Source organism: Caballeronia sp. S22 (genome assembly GCF_964261745.1).
Classification (GTDB): Bacteria; Pseudomonadota; Gammaproteobacteria; order Burkholderiales; family Burkholderiaceae; genus Caballeronia; species Caballeronia jiangsuensis.
In genome coordinates this window covers 1,993,805-2,017,682 of sequence record NZ_OZ180035.1, presented here as the reverse complement: position 1 = coordinate 2,017,682, position 23,878 = coordinate 1,993,805, and the positions used below count along the sequence as shown (strand labels likewise).

The following is a 23,878-nucleotide window of genomic DNA, read 5'->3' as shown; positions in this document are numbered from 1 at the left end:
TTCTGCGACTGCGATGCGCGCCATGCAAGCGGCTGCGGCGAGCTTGCGCGGTCCGCCGCACGCGCGGATTCAGCCGGACCTCGTTTCCGCCTTGGCGCAGGCGAGCGCGAATGCGAACAAGGTATTCAGCGTCGCGTCGGGCTGCTCGGACATCAGCGCGTGTCCGGCGTCCAGTTCCACCGTTTGCACCGTCGCGCCGCCTTTGCGCAACGCATCGGCGAGCGGCCGGGCGGCTCGCGGCGGCGTCATCATGTCACGCTTGCCGCTCACGATGCACACCGGGCAGCGCACGGCGGCCGCCCGTTCGGGCGCATCCGCGTAGGTATTGCAGGCGCTGAAATCGGTATGAAAAAGGAGCGCTTCGCCGCGCAGGCTCACGCGTTCCATGAGCCGCTGATTCACGCCCTGCAACCAGAAACCCGGCGCGGGGCTCGACGGCTTCGCGGCGATCGTCGAATGCGACCACTGATTGACCATCGCGATGGCTTCGGGCTCGTGCTCGCGCGCGGCGTCGAGCAACGTGTCGGAGACGGCCATCGGCGCGGCGGTCGCGAGCAGGGCGAGGCCCGTCGCGCGATCGGGATAGCGGCCCGCGACGTCGAGCGCGATCAGCGAACCCATGCTGTGGCCGACGAAGATCGCCTTTTGCACCTTCGCCGCGTCGAGCACGGCGATCACCCAGTCGGCGAGTTGGTTGATGGTCGGCAGCGCGGGGCCGTCGCTTCGTCCGTGACTCGGTAGATCGAGCGCCAGCACGCCGAAGCCGTGATGGGCGAAATAGCGCGTCTGCAACGCCCATACGCTGTGATCGTGCTCGGCGCCGTGAATGAACACGATGGCGGGCCGGGCGGCGTCGAGCGGCTTGCCGCCGGTGTAGGCGTAGGCGGCGCGGCCGTGAACGTCAAGGATCATGCGCGGCTCCCGAGCGGCGCGCCCGCGCCTGCGTCCTGGCCGCTTTCGGCGGCTTTCTGGGCGGCCTTCAGCCCGCGTTTGAGATCGTCGATGAGATCGTCCGGGTCTTCGAGTCCGATCGAAAGACGGATGCGCCCCGGCCCGATGCCCGCGGCTTCGAGCGCGGCGGCATCCATGCGGAAGTGCGTCGTGGAGGCGGGATGGATCACGAGCGAGCGCGCATCGCCGACGTTCGCGAGATGCGAGAACAGCGTGAGCGTTTCGATGAACTTGCGCGCCGCCGGCACGCCGCCCTTCAGATCGAAGCTGAACACCGCGCCCGCGCCGCGTGGCAGCAGCCGCCCGGCGAGCGCGTGATCGCGATGCGTCGGCAGTTCGGGATAGGCCACGCTTTCCACCGTCGACGAACTCAGCAGGAACTGGATTACCTTGCGCGTATTCGCGACATGGCGATCCATGCGCAGCGGCAAGGTTTCGATGCCTTGAAGCAGTTGCCAGGCCGCTTGCGGATGCAGGCACGCGCCGAAATCGCGCAAGCCTTCGCGCCGGGCGCGCAACAGGAACGGCGCGACCGTGCTCTCTTCGGCGAACACCATGCCGTGAAAGCCGTCGTAGGGTTCGGTGAACTCCGGGAAGCGCCCGCTCGCGGTGAAATCGAAGGTGCCGCCGTCGACGAGCACGCCCCCGATCGTCGTCCCGTGGCCGCCGAGAAACTTGGTAGCGGAGTGATAGACGAGGTCCGCGCCATGCTCGAACGGGCGCAGCAGATAGGGCGTCGTGAACGTGGAATCGACGAGCAGCGGCACCGCGTGCTCGTGCGCGATTTCCGCGACGCCCGCGATATCGAGCACGTCGAGGCCCGGATTGCCGAGCGTTTCGCCGAAGAAGAGCCGCGTGTTCGGCCGTGCGGCCGCGCGCCACGCGTCGAGATCGTGCGGCGGCACGAAGGTCGTCTCGATGCCGAAGCGTCGCAGCGTGTAATGCAGCAGGTTGTGCGAGCCGCCGTAGAGCGCGCTCGACGCGACGATATGCGAGCCCGCGCCCATCAGCGTCGCGATGGCGAGATGCAGCGCGGCCTGGCCGCTCGCCGTGCCGATCGCGCCGACGCCGCCTTCGAGCGCGGCCACGCGTTCCTCGAACACCGCGACGGTCGGATTCGAGATGCGCGAATACACGTGCCCCGAGCGCTCCATGTTGAAGAGCGCGGCGGCGTGATCGCTGTCGCGGAAGGTAAACGATGTGGTCTGATAAATCGGCGTCGCGCGCGCGCCTGTGGCGGGATCGGGCGCGGCGCCCGCGTGCAGCGCGAGCGTGTCGAAACGGTTGGCTGGCATCATAGGCGGCCGGCGCGCGAGGCGGCGCCGGCATGCGGCAAAAAATGAGGGTCAATCATCCTAACATCGGATGCACGCGCCCAAACCTAGGGCGAACGCTTGTCAAAAAAACGCGCAAAGCCTTGTCCGTTCGGCTGATGCGGGCCATGTTCGCTTTCCTTTTGCGGGCCTTTCCGATAGCATCGACCTATGGTTTCATCACCGTTTGGGCATCTGAACAGGCATTTCGCGAGGAGATAGTCATGCGAGTCAGCGACATTCTGAAAGTGAAGGGCAACACGCTCTTTACCGTGACACCCGATACGCCGCTCTCCGACGCGATCGACACAATGGCCGCGCACGATATCGGCTCGCTCGTCGTCATGGAGTACGGCGATCTGGTCGGCATGCTGACCTTCCGCGAGATCATCCTGACCTTGCACAACAACAGCGGCTCGGTCGGCGCCACGACCATCCGCAAGATCATGGACGACCATCCGCTCACGTGCACGCCGGAAACGGACGTGAACGAGGTGCGCCGCATGATGCTCGAACATCACGTGCGCTATCTGCCGGTCATGGAAAAGCGTCAGCTGATGGGCGTCATCTCGTTCTACGACGTGGCCAAGGCCGTCGTGGAAGAGCAGGGCTTCGAGAATCGAATGTTGAAGGCGTATATCCGCGACTGGCCCGAGCAGCAGGAAGAAGCTCGCTGAGCGTCGCCGAGCGTCGATACCATGCTGCGAGGCGTCGCGCTTTGCGGCATGGTGTATCAACCGATGCTTCGCGCAGAATTCAGCATATGCAGCGCGCCCCTCATGGCGCGCTTTTTTTTGGTCTCCTGAGGGCGAAGCCAGCCTTCGGCCCGCTTTTCGTTTCATTCGGATTCGATCGCCGTACGCACGGGATCAACACCGAACCTAACCTGTACGCAAGACATGAGTGACAAACCGATGCGCGACTCGTCGCGCACTTCCCGACGTTCGCATGCCGAAGGCGAAGGCCAGTTCAGCCTTCTGCGCGAGCGCCGCTTCGCGCCGTTCTTCTGGACGCAGTTCCTCGGCGCGATGAACGACAACATCTTCAAGGTCGGCTTCACGTCGCTCGTGACGTTCCAGGCCGCGCGCTTTTCCGGCGTCGATCCGAAGACGGCCGCGTTTCTGATTTCCGCGATCTTCATCGTGCCGTTCGTACTGTTCTCGGCCACCTCGGGACAGATCGCCGACAAGTACGACAAGGCCGTGCTCGCGCGCCTCGTGAAGAGCTTCGAGATCGTCGTGATGCTGATCGGCGGCGCGGGCTTCCTGTTGCACAGCGCGCCGCTTCTCTATGCGTGCACGTTTCTGATGGGCGTGCATTCCACCGTGTTCGGGCCGGTGAAGTATGCGTATCTGCCGCAGCATCTCGATTCGCACGAGCTCGTCGGCGGCAACGGGCTCGTCGAGACGGGCACGTTCGTCGCGATCCTGATCGGCACGATCATCGGCGGCGCGGCGGCGGGCGCGACGGAGCATGGCGCGATGCTGCTCGCCGTCGCGTGCATCGCGTTCGCGATCATCGGGCGTGTCGCGTCGGCGTTCGTTCCGAAGTCGGACGCTTCGCAGCCGGATCTGCGCATCAACTGGAATCCGTTCTCCGAGACGTGGCGCAATCTCAAGCTCGCGAAGTCCGATCGCACCGTGTTTCTGAGCCTGCTCGGGATTTCGTGGCTCTGGTTCGTCGGGGCGACCTTTCTCACGTCGTTCTTCAATTTCGCGAAGGACGTGCTGTCCGCGGATCCCGATGTCGTGACCATTCTTCTCGCGACGTTCTCCATCGGCATCGGTACGGGGTCGCTCCTGTGCGAGCGGCTTTCGAAGCGCCGCGTCGAGATCGGGCTCGTGCCGCTGGGCTCGATCGGCATCAGCGTGTTCGCGATCGATCTTTTCTTCGCGAGCCATCGCATCGCGCCCGCTGGGCACTTGCTCAACGTCGGCGAATTCCTGCTGGCGCTGCCGCACTGGCGCATTCTCGCGGACCTGTTCCTGCTCGCGATGTTCGGCGGCTTTTACAGCGTGCCGCTCTATGCGCTGATTCAGGCGCGCAGTCAGCCCACTCACCGGGCGCGCATCATCGCGGCGAACAACATCCTCAATTCGTTCTTCATGATCGTCTCCGCGCTGATGGCGCTCGCGCTGACGTCGTTCGGCGTCGGCATTCCGGGGCTTTTTCTCGCCACGGCGCTCCTCAATGTCGTCGTCGCGGTCTATATCTATTCGCTCGTGCCGGAGTTTCTGCTGCGCTTCATCGCGTGGATTCTGGTGCACACGTTCTATCGCATTCGTCTCGTCGGCGCGGAGCGTATTCCGTCGCACGGCGCGGCCGTGCTCGTGTGCAATCACGTGAGTTTCGTCGATGCGGTCGTCATCATGGCCGAAAGCCCGCGGCCGATCCGTTTCGTGATGGATTACCGCATCTTCCGCACGCCGTTCGTCGGCTGGATGTTCCGTCATGTGAAGGCGATTCCGGTCGCGCCCGCGCACGAGAACGCCGACATGCTTGAACGCGCCTACGCTGCGTGCGGGCAGGCGCTGAAAGAGGGCGATCTCGTCTGTATCTTTCCCGAAGGCAAGCTCACGCGCACGGGCGAGATCAATCCGTTCCGGCATGGCATCGCGGAGATTCTGCGACGCCATCCGGCGCCCGTCGTGCCGATGGCGCTGCGCGGGCTCTGGGGCAGCGTGTTCTCGCGCCACGAGGATGCACAATGGCCACGCCCGATCCAGCGCGGCGCGATGACGCGGCTGACGCTCGCGGTCGGCGAGCCGATCGCGCCGGAAGACGCGACGCCGCAGCATCTGCAGGAAGTCGTGAGCGCGCTGCGAGGCGCCAGGCGCTGAGCGCGACGGCTGGCATAATATCGGTTTCCCCGACACTTTTTTTCAGGTCGACGCTCATGTCCGGCAATACCCTTGGCACGCTCTTCACCGTCACGAATTTCGGCGAGTCGCACGGTCCGGCGATCGGCTGCGTGATCGACGGCTGCCCGCCCGGCATGGCGCTCACGGAAGCCGATATCCAGATCGAACTCGATCGCCGCCGCCCTGGCACTTCGCGTCACGTCACGCAACGGCAGGAGGCGGATCAGGTCGAGATTCTCTCCGGCGTGTTCGAAGGCGTGACGACCGGCACGCCCATCGCGCTCCTGATCCGCAATACCGATCAGCGCAGCAAGGATTACGGCAACATCGCGCAGACGTTCCGGCCGGGTCATGCGGACTACACCTATTGGCAGAAGTACGGCGTGCGCGACTATCGCGGCGGCGGCCGTTCGTCGGCGCGTCTGACTGCGCCGACCGTCGCCGCGGGCGCGGTCGCGAAGAAGTGGCTGCGCGAGAAGTTCGGTCTGGAGACGCGCGGCTGCATGAGCGCGCTGGGTGAAATCGAGATTCCGTTCGTCGACTGGCAGCATGTGCCGGAGAATCCGTTCTTCTCGCCGAATGCCGAGATCGTGCCGCAGCTCGAAGCGTACATGGACGGACTGCGCCGCGATGGCGATTCCGTCGGCGCGCGCATCGAAATCGTTGCGTCCGGCGTGCCTGTCGGACTCGGCGAGCCGCTGTACGACCGGCTGGATGCGGACATCGCCCACGCGATGATGGGCCTCAATGCAGTGAAGGCGGTCGAGATCGGCGCGGGCTTTGCAAGCGTCGCGCAACGCGGTTCGCAGCACGGCGACGAGATGACGCCCGAAGGCTTCGCGGCCAACAACGCGGGCGGCATTCTCGGTGGCATTTCGAGCGGACAGGACATCCGTGTGTCGATCGCGATCAAGCCGACGTCGAGCATTCGCACGCCGCGTCAGTCGATCGACAAGCAGGGCGCGAGCGCGACCGTCGAGACCTTCGGCCGTCACGATCCGTGCGTCGGCATTCGCGCCACGCCGATCGCCGAAGCGCTGCTCGCGCTCGTGCTGATGGATCACGCGCTGCGTCATCGCGCACAATGCGGCGACGTGGTCGTCGAAACGCCGAGAATCGCTGCGCAAATGCCTTCGAAATAAAAAACGGGCGCCGGTTTGAAACCCGGCGCCCGTTTTTCTTTCAGCGGCGAAAAATCACATGTTCGGATAGTTCGGCCCGCCGCCGCCTTCCGGCGTGACCCACACGATGTTCTGCGTCGGGTCCTTGATGTCGCAGGTCTTGCAGTGCACACAGTTCTGCGCGTTGATCTGCAGGCGCTCGTTGCCGTCGTCGGACTTGACGAACTCGTACACCGCGGCCGGGCAGTAACGGCCTTCCGGACCGGCATAGGTGCGCAGATTGACGTTGACCGGCACGCTCGAATCTTTCAGCGTCAGATGCGCGGGCTGGTTCTCCTCGTGATTCGTGTTCGAGATGAACACCGACGAGAGCCGATCGAACGTGAGCTTGCCATCGGGTTTCGGATAGACGATCGGCTTGCACTGCGACGCCGGCTTCAGCATCTCGTGATCCCAATGCTGATGATGCAGCGTCCACGGCACGTTGCCGCCCATCACTTTCTGCTCCAGACCGACCATGAAAGTGCCCAGATACAGGCCCTTGCTCATCCACTGCTTGAAGTTGCGCGCGCGATGCAACTCGGTCTTGAGCCAGGACGTGTCGAACGCTTCGGGGTAAGCGGTGAGTTCGTCGTTCTGACGGCCCGCCTGCACGGCTTCGAACGCGGCTTCGGCGGCCATCTTGCCCGACTTGATCGCCGCGTGACTGCCTTTGATGCGCGATGCGTTGAGGAATCCCGCGTCGTCGCCGGCGAGCGCGCCGCCGGGGAACGCGAGCTTCGGCAACGACATCAGGCCGCCAGCGGTGATCGCCCGCGCGCCGTAGGAGATGCGCTTGCCGCCTTCGAGGAACGGGCGGATCGACGGATGCGTCTTGTAGCGCTGGAATTCCTCAAACGGCGACAGATACGGATTCGAATATCCCAGCCCGACGACGAACCCCACCATGACCTGATTGTTGTCCATGTGGTACAGGAACGATCCGCCGTAGGTGTCGGGATCGAGCGGCCAGCCCGCGGTGTGGATCACGAGGCCGGGCTTGTGCTTGACCGGATCGATTTCCCACAGCTCCTTGATGCCGATGCCGTACACCTGCGGATCGGAATTCTGGTTGAGTTTGAACTTTTCCATGAGCTGACGGCCGAGATGCCCGCGCGCACCTTCGCAGAAAAGCGTGTATTTCGCATGCAATTCCATGCCGAGCTGGAAATTCTCGGTCGGCTGGCCGTCCTTGCCGACGCCCATGTTGCCCGTGACGACGCCGCGCACGGACCCGTCCTCGGCGTAGAGCACTTCGGCGGCCGGGAAGCCGGGGAAAATTTCGACGCCGAGCGCTTCCGCCTGCTGGCCGAGCCAGCGCGTCACGTTGGCGAGCGAAATGACGTAGTTGCCGTGATTCTTGAAGTTGTCGGGAAGCAGCCAGTTCGGCACCTGCTTCGCGTCGTTCTGCGTCAGGAAGAGGAACCGGTCTTCCGTGACTTCGACGTCGAGCGGCGCGCCTCTTTCCTTCCAGTCGGGAATGAGTTCGGACAGGCCGCGCGGGTCCATCACCGCGCCGGACAGGATGTGCGCGCCAATCTCGGAGCCTTTCTCCAGCACGCACACGCCGATTTCGACGCCTTTTTCCTCCGCCAGTTGCTTCAACCGGATGGCCGCCGACAAACCGGCCGGCCCGCCGCCGACGATGACGACGTCGTATTCCATCGATTCGCGGGGACCGTATTGCTCGATGAGGCTCGCCGGGGTCATCAATGCTCCTATGTACCGTTAGAATGCCCTTTCGGGATCGCGTATTTTCAGGGAAGGTGAGGCGGGCTGCAACCAAAGCTCGCCAATTTAGCACGATCGTACTATTATTGAGACACCCGCGCTATTGGTGTTGACGCTAACAGCCTGCATTGGCGCATCTTGCGCGTCCGCCGAGGCTGAGCCAACCAAAATAAGGAAGCACAATGGGCCGTTCGATCAACCTGGAAGGCAAGGTCGCGCTGATCACCGGCGCGTCAAGTGGTTTGGGCAAGCGTTTCGCGCAAGTGCTGTCGCAGGCGGGCGCCAAGGTGGTGCTCGCGAGCCGCCGCACGGAGCGCCTGAAGGAACTGCGCGCTGAAATCGAGGCGTCGGGCGGCGCGGCGCATGTCGTCTCGCTCGACGTGACCGACTATCAAAGCGTGAAATCGGCGGTTGCGCATGCCGAGACGGAAGCCGGTACCATCGATATCCTGGTCAATAACTCGGGCGTGTCGACCACGCAAAAGCTGACGGACGTCTCGCCCGCGGATTTCGAGTTCGTGTTCGGCACGAACGTGCGCGGCGCGTTTTTTGTCGCGCAGGAAGTCGCGAAGCGCATGATCATGCGCGGCAACGGCGCGGCCAAGCCGGCGTATCGCATCATCAACGTGGCGTCCGTGGCCGGCTTGCGCGTGTTTCCGCAAATCGGCCTCTACGCGATGAGCAAGGCCGCCGTCGTGCAGATGACGAAGGCGATGGCGCTCGAATGGGGCCGCCACGGCATCAACGTCAACGCGATCTGTCCGGGTTACATCGACACTGAAATCAATCACCATCACTGGAAGACCGAGCAGGGGCAGAAACTCATTTCGATGCTGCCGCGCCGCCGCCTGGGCACGCCGAACGATCTCGACGGTCTCTTGCTGCTGCTCGCGGCCGACGAATCGCAGTTCATGAACGGCTCGGTGATCTCGGCGGACGATGGCTTTTCGCTCTGAACATCGCCCTTATTCTGATAGCAGGCAATGACCACGCATAACGATTTTCATACTGTATTCGAACTGTCCATGCCGATCCGCTGGGGCGACATGGACGCCTTCGGCCACGTCAACAACACCGTCTATTTCCGCTATATGGAGCAGGCGCGCATATCGTGGTTCGAAGAGATCGGCATCGCGGGCGGCAACGGCGAGGGGCACGGGCCCGTGATCGTGAACGCGTCGATGGAGTTTCTGAAGCAGCTTCACTATCCCGGCGACGTGATCGGGCGGATGTTCGTCGGCAAGCCCGGACGCAGCAGCTTCGACACGCGCTTCGAACTCTTTCGCGCCGATGCGCCCGGCGTGCTCCACGCGCGCGGCGCGGCGAAGGTCGTGTGGATCGACTATGCCGCGGGCAAGTCGGTGCCGATTCCGGATTATCTGCGGCGGACCATCGAAACGAGTTCGCCCGTCGCACTCTGATCGTGCATGTCAGGTGCCGAGCAATCGCTGTAACAGCTCGGTGGCATTGCCCGTGTCGTACTTCCTCATGAGCCGCGCACGGTAGATGTCGACCGTGCGCGGGCTGATATCGAGCACGCGGCCGATCTGCTTGCTCGTCTTGCCCGTGACGAGCTGCGCGGCGATTTCCCGCTCGCGCGGCGTCAGTTCGATCGCGACCCGCCGCGTCGCGCTCAAATCTTCGAATGTCCAGACGCCCGCCGCATGCGGCGCGGCCCGATCGAGCGCGCGTCCGGTCACGTGGCACCAGAACAGTTCGCCGTTGCTGCGCTTCATGATCCGGTCGTCGCTGTAGGTGCCTTCCTTGCTGATATGCGCGGCGATGCGCTCGCCGATGCGCGCGAATTCGTCCGGCGATGGATACAGCACCTCGAACGACTTGCCGATGAGCGCGTCGCTCGCATAGCCGAAGATCGCGCAGACCTGCTCGTTGCAGTCCTCGATGATGCGCTCGCGCGAAAGCACGAGCCCGACGGGCGCGAGATGAAACGCGGTTTGATAATCCAGTGCACGCATGTGAAATCGGGCGCGCGTGCGCTTGCGTTTCGCGGCGAAAAGGCGCCGGGAACCAAACGTGCGCGGGCAAAGACTTATGTATTTTTGCGTATTGTGCCGGATCGCCGGCTCAAAGTACTCTTTCGCCATGCCAAAAAGGCCGCGCGACGCGCTAAACACAGCGCGGGCCGGCATCAAAAAGCCGATTTTCAGTTGGTTTCAACATGGAAGGGACAATCAGATGAACAAGGTCTATCCCAGCGCGAAGGATGCGCTCGCGGACATCGTCAAGGACGGGCAGACGTTTGCCGTCGGCGGTTTCGGGCTGTGCGGCATTCCCGAGGCGCTCATCGCCGCGCTGCGCGACACGGGCGTGAAGGGCATCACCTGCATCAGCAATAACGCTGGCGTCGATGGCTTCGGCCTCGGCCTGCTTCTGGAAACGCGCCAGATCAAGAAGATGATTTCGTCGTACGTCGGCGAAAACAAGGAGTTCGAGCGGCAATATCTCGCCGGCGAACTCGAACTCGAATTCACGCCGCAAGGCACGCTCGCCGAGAAGCTGCGCGCGGGCGGCGCGGGCATCCCGGCGTTCTTCACGAATACCGGTTTCGGCACCGTGATCGCCGACGGCAAGGAAACGCGCCAGTTCGGCGAGAACCACTACGTTCTCGAACATTCGCTCACGGCCGATGTCTCGCTCGTGAAAGCCTGGAAGGCCGACAAATCCGGCAACCTGATCTATCGCCGCACGGCGCGCAACTTCAACCCGAATTGCGCGATGGCCGGCAAGATCACCGTCGTCGAAGTGGAAGAGATCGTCGAGACGGGCGAACTCGATCCGGACATGATTCATACGCCCGGCATCTTCGTGCAACGCATCGTCCTGAATGCGCATCCGGAAAAGCGCATCGAACAACGCATCGTCCGCGCGAAAGGAGAGTAATCATGGCATGGACTCGAGACCAGATGGCCGCACGCGCGGCGCAGGAACTGCAGGACGGCTTCTACGTGAACCTCGGCATCGGCCTGCCGACGCTCGTCGCCAATCACGTGCCGGACGGCATGGAAGTGTGGCTGCAATCGGAAAACGGCTTGCTGGGCATCGGCCCGTCGCCGTATGAAGACGAAGTCGACGCCGACCTCATTAACGCAGGCAAGCAGACGGTGACGACGCTGCCGGGCTCGTCGATCTTTTCGTCGGCGGATTCGTTCGCGATGATTCGCGGCGGCCACATCAACCTGGCGATCCTCGGCGCGATGCAGATCAGCAAGAAGGGCGATCTGGCCAACTGGATGATCCCCGGCAAGATGATCAAGGGCATGGGCGGCGCGATGGACCTCGTCGCCGGCGTGAAGCGCGTCGTCGTGCTGATGGAGCACGTCGCGAAGGGCGATCAGCACAAGATTCTCGAAGAGTGCTCGCTGCCGCTGACGGGCGTGGGCGTCGTGAATCGCATCATCACGGATCTCGGCGTGATCGACGTCACGGACAATGGGCTGAAGGTCGTCGAACTGGCGGACGGTGTGACCGCCGAGGAAATCCAGAAGAAGACGGGCGCGCCGCTCGATGTCACGAGCGTGAAGTAACGCTGACGTGACGCAACGCCGCTTGCGCGGCGTGAGCGCGACTCGGAAACCATCGCGGGCGGGCGAAGCTTTTGAAGCTTCGCCCGCTTTGTTTTTTGCGCGATCGGCCTCATCTGCGGTGCGCGCGGGCGGGTCATCCGTTCGGCCAGCGCGCGCTCGATCGGGCGTGATGCGCTTTACAATCGTTTCGACACTTGCCACGAGGAAAACTCTCCATGACCGCATCCATCGTCGTCGAAGCAGTGCATTCCGATTTGAGCGATCCGCGTCAGCGCTTCGTGCAATGCGCGAGCCAGGCGGGTCTGCATCGCATGGCCTATACGGAGTGGGGCGATCCGGCGAATCCGCGCGTGCTGCTGTGCGTGCACGGACTGACGCGTTCGGGCCGCGACTTCGACAAGCTCGCGCAGGCGTTCGCGCACGATTATCGCGTCGTGTGTCCGGATGTGGTCGGGCGCGGCCTGTCCGACTGGCTCGCCGACTCGCGCTACTACGGCGTGCCGCAATATGTCGCCGACATGGTCACGCTGATCGCGCGCCTGAACGTGGAGACGGTGGACTGGTTCGGCACATCGATGGGCGGGCTCATCGGCATGGCGCTCGGCGGGCTGCGTAATACGCCGATCCGCAAGATGCTGCTCAACGATGTCGGGCCGCATATCGAGCCGATCGCGCTACAGCGCATCGGCGACTATCTCGGCAAGCCGGCGCGCTTCGCGTCGCTCGACGAAGGCGTGCGGCATGCGGCGGCGCTGGCGTCGTCGTTCGGGCCGCTGACGGATGCGCAATGGACGGACATCAATACGCCGCTGCTGCATGAGCGCGACGGCGCGTGGGGCTTTCGCTACGACCCGGGCATCGCGACGCCGTTCACGTCGGCGACCGAAGAGCAGAACGCGGCCGGCGAGGCATATCTGTGGAACGCGCTTGCGTCGATCAGGACGCCGGTGCTCGTCGTGCGCGGCGAGACTTCGGATTTGCTCTCGCGCGAGACGGTCGCCCAAATGGTCGAGAAAGGTCAGGCCGTGACGAGCGCCGAGATTCCGGGTGCGGGACATGCGCCAGCATTTCTTGCGGAAGATCAAATCGCTGTCGCCAGGGGGTTCTTTCTCGGGAATGGCGGCAGCGGGGCATAATATTGGGCTGAGCGTACGCTTGTGCCGGTTTTTCACCATTCATCGATCAGGAACACACAATGGCAGTCATTCGTCATCACGTCGGCCCGCGCCTCTCCGAAACGGCCATCCACAACGGCACGGTCTATCTCGCCGGCCAGATCGCCGAAGACACGGACCAGGACATCACCGGTCAGACGCGCGAAGTGCTCGGCCACATCGACCGTTTGCTCGAAGAAGCGAACAGCGACAAGTCGCATCTGCTGACGGTGCAGATCTATATCTCGGACATGATTCACTTCCCGGGCATGAACGCCGTGTGGGATTCGTGGGTCGCGGAAGGCAACACGCCGCCGCGCGCGACGGTCGAGTCGAAGCTCGCCAATCCGGCGTGCCTCGTCGAAATCGTCGTGATCGCCGCGCAACGCGACTGATTCGTCGCATCGCCTGAAGCAGTGGCATTACCCGCATGACTTCGACCGCCGCCCCCGCCGAAACGCTGCCCGAGCCGTCCATCGACGACGCGCTCGCGTTCGTGCGCGAGCACGCGAAGGATGCGCGCGTCTCGACCGGCGAACTGCTCGCGGATCACGCGGCGGGCACCGCGCGCATCATGCAGACGCTCAACGTCGATTCGCATGCGATCGCCGCGGCGGCGCTGTTCGTGCTGGCGCCGCATCTCGACGATCCGGAGAAGGTCATCACCGAGCGGTTCGGCCCGGAAGTGCAGCGGCTCGTCGGCGACGTGCGCAAGCTCCTGCGGCTCGGCTCGCTCAGCTCGCGCGCGACGCTCGCGCAACTGCCCGAGAACACGCGCGATGCGCAGGCCGCGCGCCGCGCGCAGGTCGAGTCGCTGCGCAAGATGCTGCTCGCTTTCGCGCAGGACATACGCGTCGTGTTGATCAGGCTCGCGTCGCGCGTGCAGACCTTGCGCTATCACGCCGCGCACAAGACCGATCCTTCGCCGGACGTGCCGCGCGAGACGCTCGAGATCTACGCGCCGCTCGCCAATCGTCTGGGCATCTGGCAACTGAAGTGGGAACTGGAGGATTTGTCGTTCCGCTTCGAGGATCCCGTCACGTACAAGCGCATCGCGAAGCTGCTCGACGAGCGGCGCGTCGAACGCGAGAGCTATGTGACCGAAGCGATCGCGCGCCTGCAAAAAGAGCTCGACACCGCGCACATCAAGGCGGAAGTGAGCGGTCGGCCGAAGCACATCTACAGCATCTGGAAGAAGATGCGCGGCAAGCACCTCGACTTCGCCGAACTGAACGACGTGCGCGCGTTTCGCGTGATCGTCGGCGACATCAAGGACTGCTACACCGTGCTCGGCATCGTGCACAACCTGTGGCAACCGGTGCCGCGCGAATTCGACGACTACATCTCGCGTCCCAAGCCCAACGGCTACAAGTCGCTGCATACGGTCGTGATCGGCGATGACGGGCGCGCGTTCGAAGTGCAGATCCGCACGCAGGAAATGCATCAGTTCGCCGAATACGGCGTGGCCGCGCACTGGCGTTACAAGGAAGCGGGCGCGCGCGGCTATGCGGGGCAAGTGACGGCGAGCGAGAAATACGACGAGAAGATCGCATGGCTGCGTCAGCTTCTCGCGTGGAAGGATGACGTCGAAGGCGAGGGCCAGGGCGAGCAGCGGGGCTGGCAGCATCTGCGCGACGCCACGCTCGACGACGATCATATTTACGTGCTGACGCCGCAGGCGCGCGTGATCGCGTTGCCGCAAGGCGCGACCGCCGTCGATTTCGCATATCACCTGCACAGCGAGCTCGGGCATCGCTGCCGCGGCGCGCGCGTTGACGGCGCGATGGTGCCGCTCAACACGCCGCTGCAGAACGGGCAGACGGTCGAGATCGTAGCGGTCAAGGAAGGCGGGCCGTCGCGCGACTGGCTCAATCCTCAGCTCGGTTATCTGCATAGCGCGCGGGCGCGGCAGAAGGTGCGCTCGTGGTTCCTCGCGGCCGACGCGGCCGAGCACATCGCGGCGGGGCGGGCGATCGTCGAAAAGACCTTGCAGCGCGAAGGAAAGACGTCGGTGAGCCTGGAGCAGCTCGCGACGAAGCTCGGCTTCAAGACGCCCGAGGATCTTTACGCGGTCGTCGCCAAGGAAGAGTTCAGCCTGCGCAACATCGAGCAGGCGCTTTCCGACGCGCCGCCGCCCGAGCCCGAGCCGGAAGCGCCGGAGCAGTTCGAGAAGCGCAGCAGCGGGCAAAGCGTCGCGCACGGCGCATCGACAGGCGTGCTCGTCGTCGGCGTGGATGCGTTGCTCACGCAACTCGCGCGCTGCTGCCGTCCGGCGCCGCCCGATTCGATCGCGGGCTTCATTACGCGCGGTAAGGGCATGTCGGTTCACCGCACCGATTGCGCGACGTTCAAGCGCATGGCTCAGCGCTCGCCCGAGCGCGTGCTGCACACGACATGGTCCGCCGATGTGATGAACGGGCGCGGATCGTCGGTGTATCCGGTGGATCTTTCGGTGGAGTCGGCGGACCGGCAGGGGTTGCTGCGCGATATCTCCGAAGTGTTCGCGCGCGAGAAGATCAACGTGATCGGCGTGAAGAGCCAGAGCCGCAGGAATATCGCTTATATGCAGTTCACGGTGGAAGTGTCGAGCGCGGCGCAGATTCAGCGCGCCTGCACGCTGCTCGATGAAGTGCAGGGTGTGATTCGCGCGTCGCGTCGCGCGTAATAGGCAGGTGTTGAACGGATCGGCGAATATCTTCGACTTTTCTGAAGATAAGCACTTGCCAAAATCCGAAACGCTCCATATAATCTCACTTCTTTCAGGCTCGTAGCTCAGCTGGTTAGAGCACCACCTTGACATGGTGGGGGTCGTTGGTTCGAGTCCAATCGAGCCTACCAACGAAAACGAAACTCGGCGGACTCTGGTTCGCGGAATTTCAAACCGCAAGAAGCGCTCAGCGCAAAAGGCGAAAAGAAATGGCACGTCGAACGTTGACCGAAACAAATTCGGAGCGACGCTAGTCGAGGACCTATTTCGCCTTCTGCCAAATTGTTTCGCGGTATGTGTGAAAAGTGAATGCGGCCCCTCGATAGCGGGGCCGCATTTTTTTTGCCTTGCGATTTTTGAAGTGAATCGCGGGGCAATGCTTAAATCGAAATCGCTCGGCATGCGCCGGCGTCTTGGAGAACGATATGGTTTCGGTACGTTTGCCTGATGGGTCGGTCCGACAATACGACCACCCGGTGACCGTCGCGGAAGTCGCGGCATCGATCGGCGCGGGCCTTGCCAAGGCGGCGCTCGCCGGCAAGCTCAACGGCGAACTCGTCGATACCTCGTTTCTGATCGACAAGGATTCGTCGCTTGCCATCGTCACTGACAAGGATCCGGAAGGCGTCGATGTCGTGCGCCATTCCACCGCGCATTTGCTCGCTTATGCGGTGAAGGATCTGTTCCCCGAAGCGCAAGTGACCATCGGGCCGGTCATCGACAACGGCTTCTATTACGACTTCTCGTACAACCGTCCCTTCACGCCCGAAGATCTCGAGAAGATCGAAAAGCGCATGCAGGAACTGGCGAAGAAGGACGAGCCGGTGTCGCGTCGCGTCGTCTCGCGCAACGAGGCGGTAGAGTACTTCAAGAGCATCGGCGAAAACTACAAGGCCGAGATCATCCAGTCCATTCCGGAAAGCGATGAGATTCGCCTTTACGGGCACGGCAACTTCATCGACCTGTGCCGTGGCCCGCACGTGCCGTCCACCGGCAAGCTGAAGGTCTTCAAGCTGATGAAGGTCGCGGGCGCTTACTGGCGGGGAGATTCGAAGAACGAGCAGTTGCAGCGTATCTACGGCACCGCGTGGACCAAGAAAGAAGACCAGGACGCTTATCTCCACATGCTCGAAGAAGCCGAGAAGCGCGATCACCGCAAGCTCGGCAAGCAACTCGATCTGTTCCATCTGCAGGACGAAGCGCCGGGCATGGTGTTCTGGCATCCGAAGGGCTGGTCGCTGTGGCAGCAGGTCGAGCAGTACATGCGCCGCCGCGTGAACGATGCCGGTTACCTCGAGATCAAGACCCCGATGGTGATGGACCGTTCACTCTGGGAAGCGTCGGGCCATTGGCAGAACTATCGTGAAAACATGTTCACGACCGAGTCGGAAAAGCGCGACTACGCGATCAAGCCGATGAACTGCCCGGGTCACGTTCAAGTATTCAACCACGGCCTGCGTTCGTATCGCGATCTGCCGCTGCGTTACGCGGAATTCGGCTCGTGCCATCGCAACGAGCCGTCGGGCGCGCTGCATGGGCTGATGCGCGTGCGCGGCTTCGTCCAGGACGATGCGCACATCTTCTGTACCGAAAATCAGTTCATCGCGGAATCGATCGCCTTCAACACGCTCGCGATGAGCGTGTACAAGGATTTCGGGTTCGATCACATCGACATCAAGCTGTCGCTGCGCCCCGAGCAGCGCGCGGGCACCGATGAAATCTGGGATCGCGCGGAGCAGGGCTTGCGCGAGGCGCTGACCGCTTGCGGTCTGCAGTGGGAAGAACTCGCCGGCGAAGGCGCGTTTTACGGTCCGAAGATCGAGTACCACATCAAGGACGCGCTCGGCCGCTCGTGGCAATGCGGCACGCTGCAGCTCGACATGGTGCTGCCGGAGCGTCTCGGCGCTGAATACGTCGCGGAAGACAACAGCCGCCGCCGTCCGGTGATGCTGCATCGGGCAATCGTCGGATCAATGGAGCGATTTCTCGGCATTCTCATCGAGCACCACGCGGGCGCAATGCCGCCGTGGCTCGCCCCGACTCAGGCTGTTGTGCTGAATATTGCCGAAAGTCAGGCTGAATATGCGGGTAATCTGGCCCAATCGTTGCAAAAACAAGGGCTTAGAGTAGAGTCCGATTTGCGCAACGAGAAGATTAGCTATAAAATACGCGAGCACACGCTGCAAAAGGTGCCGTATTTGCTGGTCGTCGGCGACAAAGAGCGTGATGCGCAAACCGTGGCCGTGCGTGCTCGTGGCGGTGTCGATCTGGGCGTGATGCCTGTCGACGCATTCCTCGAACGTCTGCAGCAGGAAGTGCGGGCGTTCAAGTAAGTCACTCGCAGCGCGGCTTGTTTTTTCATTTTTAGAGGAAACGTAACATCGCTACTGATAAGTCGTCACATCGCATCAACGGTGAAATTACCGCGCCGGAAGTGCGCTTGGTCGGAGTGGACAACGAGCCGCTCGGAATCGTGAAGCTGGCCGAAGCTTTCCGTCAATCGGAACAGCTCGACGTGGATCTCGTCGAAATCGCGCCGCAGGCGTCACCGCCTGTCTGCCGTTTGATGGACTACGGCAAGTTCAAGTATTCGGAAGCGAAGAAGCAACACGAAGCGAAGTTGAAGCAGAAGATCGTGCAGGTGAAGGAAGTCAAATTCCGCCCCGGCACGGACGACGGTGACTACAACGTCAAGCTGCGCAACCTTACGCGCTTCCTCGAAGACGGCGACAAGACGAAGATCACGTTGCGTTTCCGCGGCCGTGAAATGGCGCACCAGGAAATCGGCATGCGCATGCTCGAGCGACTGAAGTCCGATCTGGACGAATTCGGTCAGGTCGAACAGATGCCGAAGATGGAAGGGCGCCAGATGATCATGGTGCTTGCCCCGAAGAAAAAGGGTAAGTAAGCACGAGCGGTAGGACGATGGATCGCGCGCCGTCGCAAGGCGGCTGGCGCGGCATTGTCGGAAGTTTCAGGGCGTTGCCGCTTCGGTGGCGGCACTCATGAAAGGCGGCGGTTCTTCACTGAGCCGCTCGCACATAAGTGGAGCGTGGGTTTCGAAGGGCGGGAAGGGGTTCGCAGGCAGTATCGGCGAATCAGCCGCACACCCATGACCATCTAATAAACTGGAGTTGTTTCATGCCGAAGATGAAGACCAAGAAGAGTGCTGCAAAGCGCTTCGTGGTGCGTCCGGGCGGTACCGTCAAGCGCGGTCAGGCCTTCAAGCGCCACATTCTTACCAAGAAAACCACCAAGAACAAACGCCATCTGCGTGGCTCCACGGCTGTTCATGATTCCGATCTGAACTCCGTCCGCGCAATGCTGCCGTTCGCCTAACCTCAACTTAAACTCATAGGAGCGCAACATGCCTCGAGTAAAACGTGGGGTTACCGCACGGGCCCGTCACAAGAAGATCATCCGTCTGGCCAAGGGTTACCGCGGCCGTCGCAATAACGTCTATCGCATCGCCAAGCAGGCGGTCATGCGCGCAGGGCAGTACGCCTACCGCGATCGCCGCAACAAGAAGCGTGTGTTCCGCGCACTGTGGATCACGCGTATCAACGCGGCGGTGCGTCAGCACGACATGACCTACAGCGTGTTCATCAACGGCCTGAAGAAGGCGTCGATCGAACTCGACCGGAAGGTTCTGGCTGACATGGCTGTGTTCGACAAGGCTGCTTTTGCTGCGATCGTGAAGCAGGTGAAAGCCGCCGTTGCAGCCTAATTGCGAAATTAGTACTGCGTGGTTCGCCTCTTCGTCGCCGGGTTGTTGACGGCGGCGGGAAGGCAGAAAACGGGGCTCTCACCGAGCCCCGTTTTTGTTGGTCGGACGGTTTTGCACATCGCATGCGAGTCTGCAGGCGTGGATGAGCAAAACCGAACCTCAGTTTGAACTTCGACGTTAAAAGATGGGATCAATGGATCTGGACCAGATTGTCGCCGACGCTAAAAGCGCCTTTGAACACGCCACCGATACCACCACGCTCGAAAACGAGAAGGCCCGGTTTCTCGGCAAGTCCGGTGCGCTGACCGATTTGCTGAAGGGTTTGGGCAAGCTCGATCCGGAAGCGAAGAAGAGCGAAGGCGCGCGTATCAATCAGGCAAAGCAGCAGGTCGAAGCCGCGCTCAACGCGCGCCGTCAGGCGCTCGCGGACGCGTTGCTGAACCAGCGTCTCGCGGCGGAAGCCATCGACGTTACGTTGCCGGGGCGCGGCGCGGGCGCGGGCACGCTGCACCCGGTGATGCGCACGTGGGAGCGCGTGGAGCAGGTGTTCCGCACGATCGGCTTCGACGTCGCCGATGGTCCCGAGATCGAAACCGACTGGTACAACTTCACCGCGCTGAACAGCCCGGAGAACCATCCGGCGCGCTCGATGCAGGACACGTTCTACGTCGACGCCAATGACGCCGATGGCCGGCCGCTGCTGCTTCGCACGCACACGAGCCCGATGCAGGTGCGCTATGCGCGCATGAACAAGCCGCCCATCAAAGTGATCGTGCCGGGCCGCACGTATCGGGTCGACAGCGACGCCACGCACTCGCCGATGTTCAATCAGGTCGAAGGCTTGTGGATCGAAGAGAACATCAGCTTCGCGGACCTGAAGGGCGTCTACAGCGACTTCCTGAAGAAGTTTTTCGAGCGCGACGACATTCTCGTGCGCTTCCGTCCGTCGTACTTTCCGTTCACGGAACCGTCCGCCGAAATCGACATGATGTTCGAGCATGGCAAGAACGCGGGCAAATGGCTGGAAATCTCCGGCTCGGGTCAGGTGCACCCGACCGTCATTCGCAACATGGGCCTCGATCCTGAGCGCTATATCGGTTTCGCGTTCGGCAGCGGGCTCGAGCGCCTGACGATGCTGCGCTACGGCGTGCAGGATCTGCGTCTGTTCTTCGAGAACGATTTGCGTTTCCTGCGCCAGTTCGCGTAAAGCGGCGGCCTTGCCTGCGACGTTCGGCGCGCGAAAGAGAAGCCGAACGAGACTCCAAACATTTCGAACGTAGACACACATGCAATTCCCAGAATCCTGGCTCCGCAGTTTCGTCGATCCCAAGCTCTCTACTGACGAACTCGCGCACGCGCTGACGATGGCCGGTCTCGAAGTCGAAGATCTGCGTCCGGTCGCGCCGCCGACCACGAAGATCGTCGTCGGGCAGGTGCTCGAAGTCGCCAAGCATCCGAATGCCGACAAGCTCAATGTCTGTCAGGTCGACGCCGGCACGGGCGAGCAGTTGAACATCGTGTGCGGCGCGCCGAATGTGTCGCCGGGCATCAAGGTGCCGGTGGCGCTCATCGGCGCGGTGCTGCCACCGGCCGAAGCGGGCGGCGAGCCGTTCGCGATCAAGCCGACGAAGCTGCGCGGTGTCGATAGCCAGGGCATGTTGTGCTCGGCGCGCGAGCTGAAACTCTCGGAAGATCACAGCGGTCTGCTGATCCTGTCCGCCGATGCAAAGGTCGGTCAGGACATCCGCGAGGCGCTCAACCTTGACGACACCGTGTTCGAGATCAAGCTCACGCCGAACAAGGCGGATTGTTTGTCGGTGTTCGGCGTCGCGCGCGAGACCGCCGCGATCACCGGCGCGCCCCTCAAGCAACTGGACATGCCCGCCGTCGAAACGAAGCTCGACGAAAAGCTGCCCGTGAAGATCATGGCGCCCGATCTGTGCGGCCGTTTTTCCGGCCGCGTGATCCGTGGCGTGAACGCGCACGCGAAGACGCCGCAATGGATGGTCGAGCGTCTCGAACGCGCGGGCCAGCGCAGCATTTCCGCGCTCGTCGATATCTCGAATTACGTGATGCTCGAACTCGGCCGCCCGTCGCACGTGTTCGATCTCGACAAGATCCACGGCGCGATGGAAGTGCGCTGGGGCAAGAAGGGCGAGTCGCTGAAGCTGCTCAACGGCAACACCATCGAGGTCGATGAAACCGTCGGCGTGATCGCGGACGATCACCATCTCGAAAGCCTCGCCGGCATCATGGGCGGCGACAGCACCGCCGTGTCGCTCGACACGACCAACATCTATCTCGAAGCCGCGTTCTGGTGGCCGGACTCGATTCGCGGCCGCGCGCGCAAGTACAATTTCTCGACTGATGCGGCGCATCGTTTCGAGCGCGGCGTCGATTACTCGACGACCGTCGAGCACATCGAACGCATCTCGCGCCTGATCCTCGACATTTGCGGCGGCGAGGCCGGTCCGGTCGACGATCAGATCGTCAACGTGCCTGAGCGCAATCCGGTGTCGATGCGCGTGTCGCGCGCGCATCGCATCATCGGCGTTGAGATTGGCGCCGAAGAGATCGCGCGGATCTTCACGCGCCTGAACCTCGCGTTCGAACGCGACGGCGATACGTTCAAGGTCACGCCGCCGCCGTACCGCTTCGATATCGAGATCGAGGAAGACCTGATCGAAGAGGTCGCGCGTATTTACGGCTTCGAAAAGATTCCGGCGCGTCCGCCGGTGGCGCGCAGCGAGATGCGCATCACGAACGAGACGAAGCGCTCAATCCACACGCTGCGCCATGAAGTGGCCGCGCGCGACTACTCGGAGACGGTGAACTTCAGTTTCGTCGATGCCGAGTGGGAGAAGGACTTCGCTGGCAACGACAACCCGATCAGGCTGCTCAACCCGATCGCGAGCCAGCTCTCGGTCATGCGCACGACGACGTTCGGCAGCCTGATCGAAGTGCTGCGCCATAACCTGAACCGTCGCGCGGACCGTATTCGCGTGTTCGAGGCGGGTCGCGTGTTCCATCGCGATGCATCGGTGAAGGCGGGCGAACTCGCGGTCGAAGGCTTCGCGCAACCGAAGATGATCGGCGGCCTCGCGTATGGTCCGGTGATCGAGGAGCAGTGGGGCGCGGCTTCGCGCAACGTCGACTTCTTCGACGTGAAGGGCGACGTCGAAGCGCTCTTCGCGCCGGTCGCGCCGCGCTTCGTGAAGGCGGAGCATCCGGCGCTGCATCCGGGACGCAGCGCGCGTATCGAAGTGGCGGGGCGCGCGGTCGGCTGGATCGGCGAACTGCATCCGCGCTGGCTGCAAAAGTACGATTTGCCGAATGCGCCGATCCTCTTCGAAATCGATGCTGAGGCGCTGATGGATCGCGCGTTGCCGACGCCGTCCGAGGTGTCGAAATTTCCGCCCGTGCGGCGCGATATCGCGATTGTCGTGGATCAACACGTGCCGGTTCAGGCGCTTCTCGACGAGCTCGAAAACGCCCGCTCGGAGGCCGCTTGCAGACACGTCACAAGGGTTGCGCTTTTCGATGAATTTCGTCCAAAATCAAATACTTCCGGCGGCTTGGGAGCACATGAGAAAAGTCTTGCCTTCCGTGTAACGTTGCAAGATACTGGCGGCACGCTTCAGGACGAAACGGTCGATACGGCTATCAAAACGCTGGTGGATCGCCTGGCTCGAGTACACGGCGCGCGGTTACGCGGATAGCCTGCAGTTGGCCCTTTCCGTCTCAATCGCCAAGTCTTCAATGTGGCAAGCGCCGGTCTACCGATATGAACCAAATGAACTCGAGTGATTTCGAAGCCCTTCTTTCGGCGCAGCGTAGCGCCATGACCCGAGATACCCCGACCACGAGCGCGCCCGGCGACACGCCGACGCTCACCAAAGCCGAACTGGCCGAGATGCTGTTCGATCACGTCGGTCTGAACAAGCGCGAAGCCAAGGACATGGTCGAAGCCTTCTTCGAAGTCATTCGCGATGCGCTGGAGAGCGGCGAGAGCGTCAAGCTCTCCGGCTTCGGCAACTTCCAGCTGCGCGACAAGCCTCAGCGTCCGGGCCGCAACCCGAAGACGGGCGAGGCCATTCCTATCGCCGCGCGGCGGGTCGTCACGTTTCATGCAAGTCAGAAGCTGAAGGCGCTGGTCGAAACGGGAGCGGAGACCGATCTCACTCGCTGATGTCCCGGCGGCGCGCGGAGACTCGCGCCGCGCTGCATGACCACCGCGCTTCAATCGACATCACTTATAACGATGGTTGATCGACGATGGAAAAAGTCGTCTTGCCTCCGATCCCCGCCAAGCGTTACTTCACGATTGGCGAAGTCAGCGAGTTGTGCGGCGTCAAGCCTCACGTGCTGCGCTATTGGGAACAGGAGTTCACGCAACTAAGACCGGTCAAGCGGCGGGGCAATCGACGCTACTATCAGCATCACGAAGTCTTGCTGATCCGGCGCATTCGCGACCTGCTGTACGAACAGGGTTTCACGATCAACGGTGCGCGCAACCGGCTCGATTCACAAGGGCGCGCGATCAGCGATGAAGCCGAGATGGACGACCCCCAGGCGTCGGCGCAAGCGCAACCGGGCGTCGATGTCGATCAGCTTCGCAAGGATATTCTTCAGGTGATCGATCTCCTGGGCGGATGAGTGCCGCCGTGATCCGCATCCAAAATGCCGCGATTCGTCGCGGCATTTTTTTCGTCCGTACGACGCGCGCTGC

The 23,878-nt window shown here is 62.6% G+C and carries 22 protein-coding genes and 1 tRNA gene; 19 read left to right on the top strand and 4 right to left on the bottom strand.

Features of this window, described 5'->3' with window-relative positions; all coding sequences use genetic code 11:
• Positions 1 to 69: 69 nt before the first annotated feature.
• Together ACEN42_RS09500 and ACEN42_RS09495 are read right to left on the bottom strand one after the other, a co-directional pair.
• Positions 70 to 912 (bottom strand): alpha/beta fold hydrolase, encoded by an 843-nt coding sequence (locus tag ACEN42_RS09500; protein WP_371879783.1) that lies wholly within the window; start codon positions 910 to 912, stop codon positions 70 to 72.
• Positions 909 to 2,246, bottom strand: a complete 1,338-nt coding sequence (locus tag ACEN42_RS09495) for an O-acetylhomoserine aminocarboxypropyltransferase (RefSeq protein ID WP_371881100.1) — start codon at positions 2,244 to 2,246, stop codon at positions 909 to 911. The genes ACEN42_RS09500 and ACEN42_RS09495 overlap by 4 nt, the downstream gene beginning before the upstream one ends.
• A gap of 242 nt (positions 2,247 to 2,488) precedes the next feature.
• On the opposite strand from ACEN42_RS09495, the gene ACEN42_RS09490 reads away from it, so the two are divergent.
• From ACEN42_RS09490 to aroC, 3 genes are all read left to right on the top strand, one after another.
• A complete protein-coding gene (locus ACEN42_RS09490) occupies positions 2,489 to 2,941 on the top strand; it encodes a CBS domain-containing protein (RefSeq protein ID WP_035503407.1) in 453 nt (150 codons plus the stop codon).
• 222 nt (positions 2,942 to 3,163) lie between these two features.
• A complete protein-coding gene (locus ACEN42_RS09485; RefSeq protein ID WP_371879782.1) occupies positions 3,164 to 5,104 on the top strand; it encodes an MFS transporter in 1,941 nt (646 codons plus the stop codon).
• A gap of 56 nt (positions 5,105 to 5,160) precedes the next feature.
• A complete protein-coding gene (gene aroC / locus ACEN42_RS09480) occupies positions 5,161 to 6,267 on the top strand; it encodes a chorismate synthase (protein WP_250483468.1) in 1,107 nt (368 codons plus the stop codon).
• Between the two features lie 54 nt (positions 6,268 to 6,321).
• On the opposite strand, the gene ACEN42_RS09475 is transcribed toward aroC, so the two are convergent.
• Entirely contained in the window at positions 6,322 to 7,995 is a 1,674-nt protein-coding gene (locus ACEN42_RS09475; RefSeq protein ID WP_371879781.1) for an electron transfer flavoprotein-ubiquinone oxidoreductase, read from the bottom strand.
• 203 nt (positions 7,996 to 8,198) lie between these two features.
• Here ACEN42_RS09475 and ACEN42_RS09470 point away from each other — a divergent pair, with 203 nt between their 5' ends.
• Positions 8,199 to 8,972: an SDR family oxidoreductase gene (locus ACEN42_RS09470; RefSeq protein WP_035503417.1), complete on the top strand. Its 774-nt coding sequence runs from the start codon at positions 8,199 to 8,201 to the stop codon at positions 8,970 to 8,972.
• Between the two features lie 27 nt (positions 8,973 to 8,999).
• On the top strand, positions 9,000 to 9,437 hold the full coding sequence (locus ACEN42_RS09465) for a thioesterase family protein (protein WP_187604961.1): 438 nt from the start codon (positions 9,000 to 9,002) through the stop codon (positions 9,435 to 9,437).
• Positions 9,438 to 9,446: 9 nt separating this feature from the next.
• On the opposite strand, the gene ACEN42_RS09460 is transcribed toward ACEN42_RS09465, so the two are convergent.
• Entirely contained in the window at positions 9,447 to 9,992 is a 546-nt protein-coding gene (locus tag ACEN42_RS09460; RefSeq protein WP_238210379.1) for a LuxR C-terminal-related transcriptional regulator, read from the bottom strand.
• A 220-nt stretch (positions 9,993 to 10,212) separates the two neighbouring features.
• Between ACEN42_RS09460 and ACEN42_RS09455 the strand changes: the two genes are divergently transcribed.
• The 14 genes from ACEN42_RS09455 to ACEN42_RS09390 all read left to right on the top strand — a co-directional run bounded on the left by ACEN42_RS09455 (position 10,213) and on the right by ACEN42_RS09390 (position 23,805).
• Positions 10,213 to 10,917: a CoA transferase subunit A gene (locus ACEN42_RS09455; RefSeq protein ID WP_035503422.1), complete on the top strand. Its 705-nt coding sequence runs from the start codon at positions 10,213 to 10,215 to the stop codon at positions 10,915 to 10,917.
• Positions 10,918 to 10,919: 2 nt separating this feature from the next.
• Entirely contained in the window at positions 10,920 to 11,561 is a 642-nt protein-coding gene (locus tag ACEN42_RS09450) for a CoA transferase subunit B (RefSeq protein WP_035503424.1), read from the top strand.
• Between the two features lie 215 nt (positions 11,562 to 11,776).
• Positions 11,777 to 12,697: an alpha/beta fold hydrolase gene (locus tag ACEN42_RS09445; RefSeq protein WP_371879780.1), complete on the top strand. Its 921-nt coding sequence runs from the start codon at positions 11,777 to 11,779 to the stop codon at positions 12,695 to 12,697.
• Positions 12,698 to 12,756: 59 nt separating this feature from the next.
• Positions 12,757 to 13,110, top strand: a complete 354-nt coding sequence (locus tag ACEN42_RS09440; RefSeq protein ID WP_035503429.1) for a RidA family protein — start codon at positions 12,757 to 12,759, stop codon at positions 13,108 to 13,110.
• A gap of 35 nt (positions 13,111 to 13,145) precedes the next feature.
• Positions 13,146 to 15,380 carry a bifunctional (p)ppGpp synthetase/guanosine-3',5'-bis(diphosphate) 3'-pyrophosphohydrolase gene (locus ACEN42_RS09435; protein WP_187604959.1) on the top strand — a complete coding sequence of 745 codons (2,235 nt, stop codon included), beginning with the start codon at positions 13,146 to 13,148 and terminating at the stop codon, positions 15,378 to 15,380.
• A gap of 96 nt (positions 15,381 to 15,476) precedes the next feature.
• Positions 15,477 to 15,553 (top strand) — tRNA-Val (locus ACEN42_RS09430).
• A gap of 294 nt (positions 15,554 to 15,847) precedes the next feature.
• A complete protein-coding gene (gene thrS / locus ACEN42_RS09425) occupies positions 15,848 to 17,755 on the top strand; it encodes a threonine--tRNA ligase (protein WP_238287968.1) in 1,908 nt (635 codons plus the stop codon).
• Between the two features lie 47 nt (positions 17,756 to 17,802).
• Positions 17,803 to 18,330, top strand: a complete 528-nt coding sequence (infC, locus tag ACEN42_RS09420; protein ID WP_075583873.1) for a translation initiation factor IF-3 — start codon at positions 17,803 to 17,805, stop codon at positions 18,328 to 18,330.
• A 233-nt stretch (positions 18,331 to 18,563) separates the two neighbouring features.
• Positions 18,564 to 18,761, top strand: coding sequence for a 50S ribosomal protein L35 (rpmI, locus tag ACEN42_RS09415; protein ID WP_006052501.1), 198 nt, complete (start codon positions 18,564 to 18,566; stop codon positions 18,759 to 18,761).
• A gap of 28 nt (positions 18,762 to 18,789) precedes the next feature.
• A complete protein-coding gene (rplT, locus tag ACEN42_RS09410; protein ID WP_008350196.1) occupies positions 18,790 to 19,149 on the top strand; it encodes a 50S ribosomal protein L20 in 360 nt (119 codons plus the stop codon).
• Positions 19,150 to 19,342: 193 nt separating this feature from the next.
• Positions 19,343 to 20,356: a phenylalanine--tRNA ligase subunit alpha gene (pheS, locus tag ACEN42_RS09405; RefSeq protein WP_371879779.1), complete on the top strand. Its 1,014-nt coding sequence runs from the start codon at positions 19,343 to 19,345 to the stop codon at positions 20,354 to 20,356.
• A gap of 79 nt (positions 20,357 to 20,435) precedes the next feature.
• Complete coding sequence (gene pheT, locus ACEN42_RS09400) at positions 20,436 to 22,868, top strand: phenylalanine--tRNA ligase subunit beta (protein ID WP_371879778.1); 2,433 nt, start codon at positions 20,436 to 20,438, stop codon at positions 22,866 to 22,868.
• A 65-nt stretch (positions 22,869 to 22,933) separates the two neighbouring features.
• Positions 22,934 to 23,338, top strand: coding sequence for an integration host factor subunit alpha (locus ACEN42_RS09395; RefSeq protein WP_035503442.1), 405 nt, complete (start codon positions 22,934 to 22,936; stop codon positions 23,336 to 23,338).
• A gap of 86 nt (positions 23,339 to 23,424) precedes the next feature.
• On the top strand, positions 23,425 to 23,805 hold the full coding sequence (locus ACEN42_RS09390; protein WP_371879777.1) for a MerR family transcriptional regulator: 381 nt from the start codon (positions 23,425 to 23,427) through the stop codon (positions 23,803 to 23,805).
• The last annotated feature ends 73 nt before the right edge of the window (positions 23,806 to 23,878 follow it).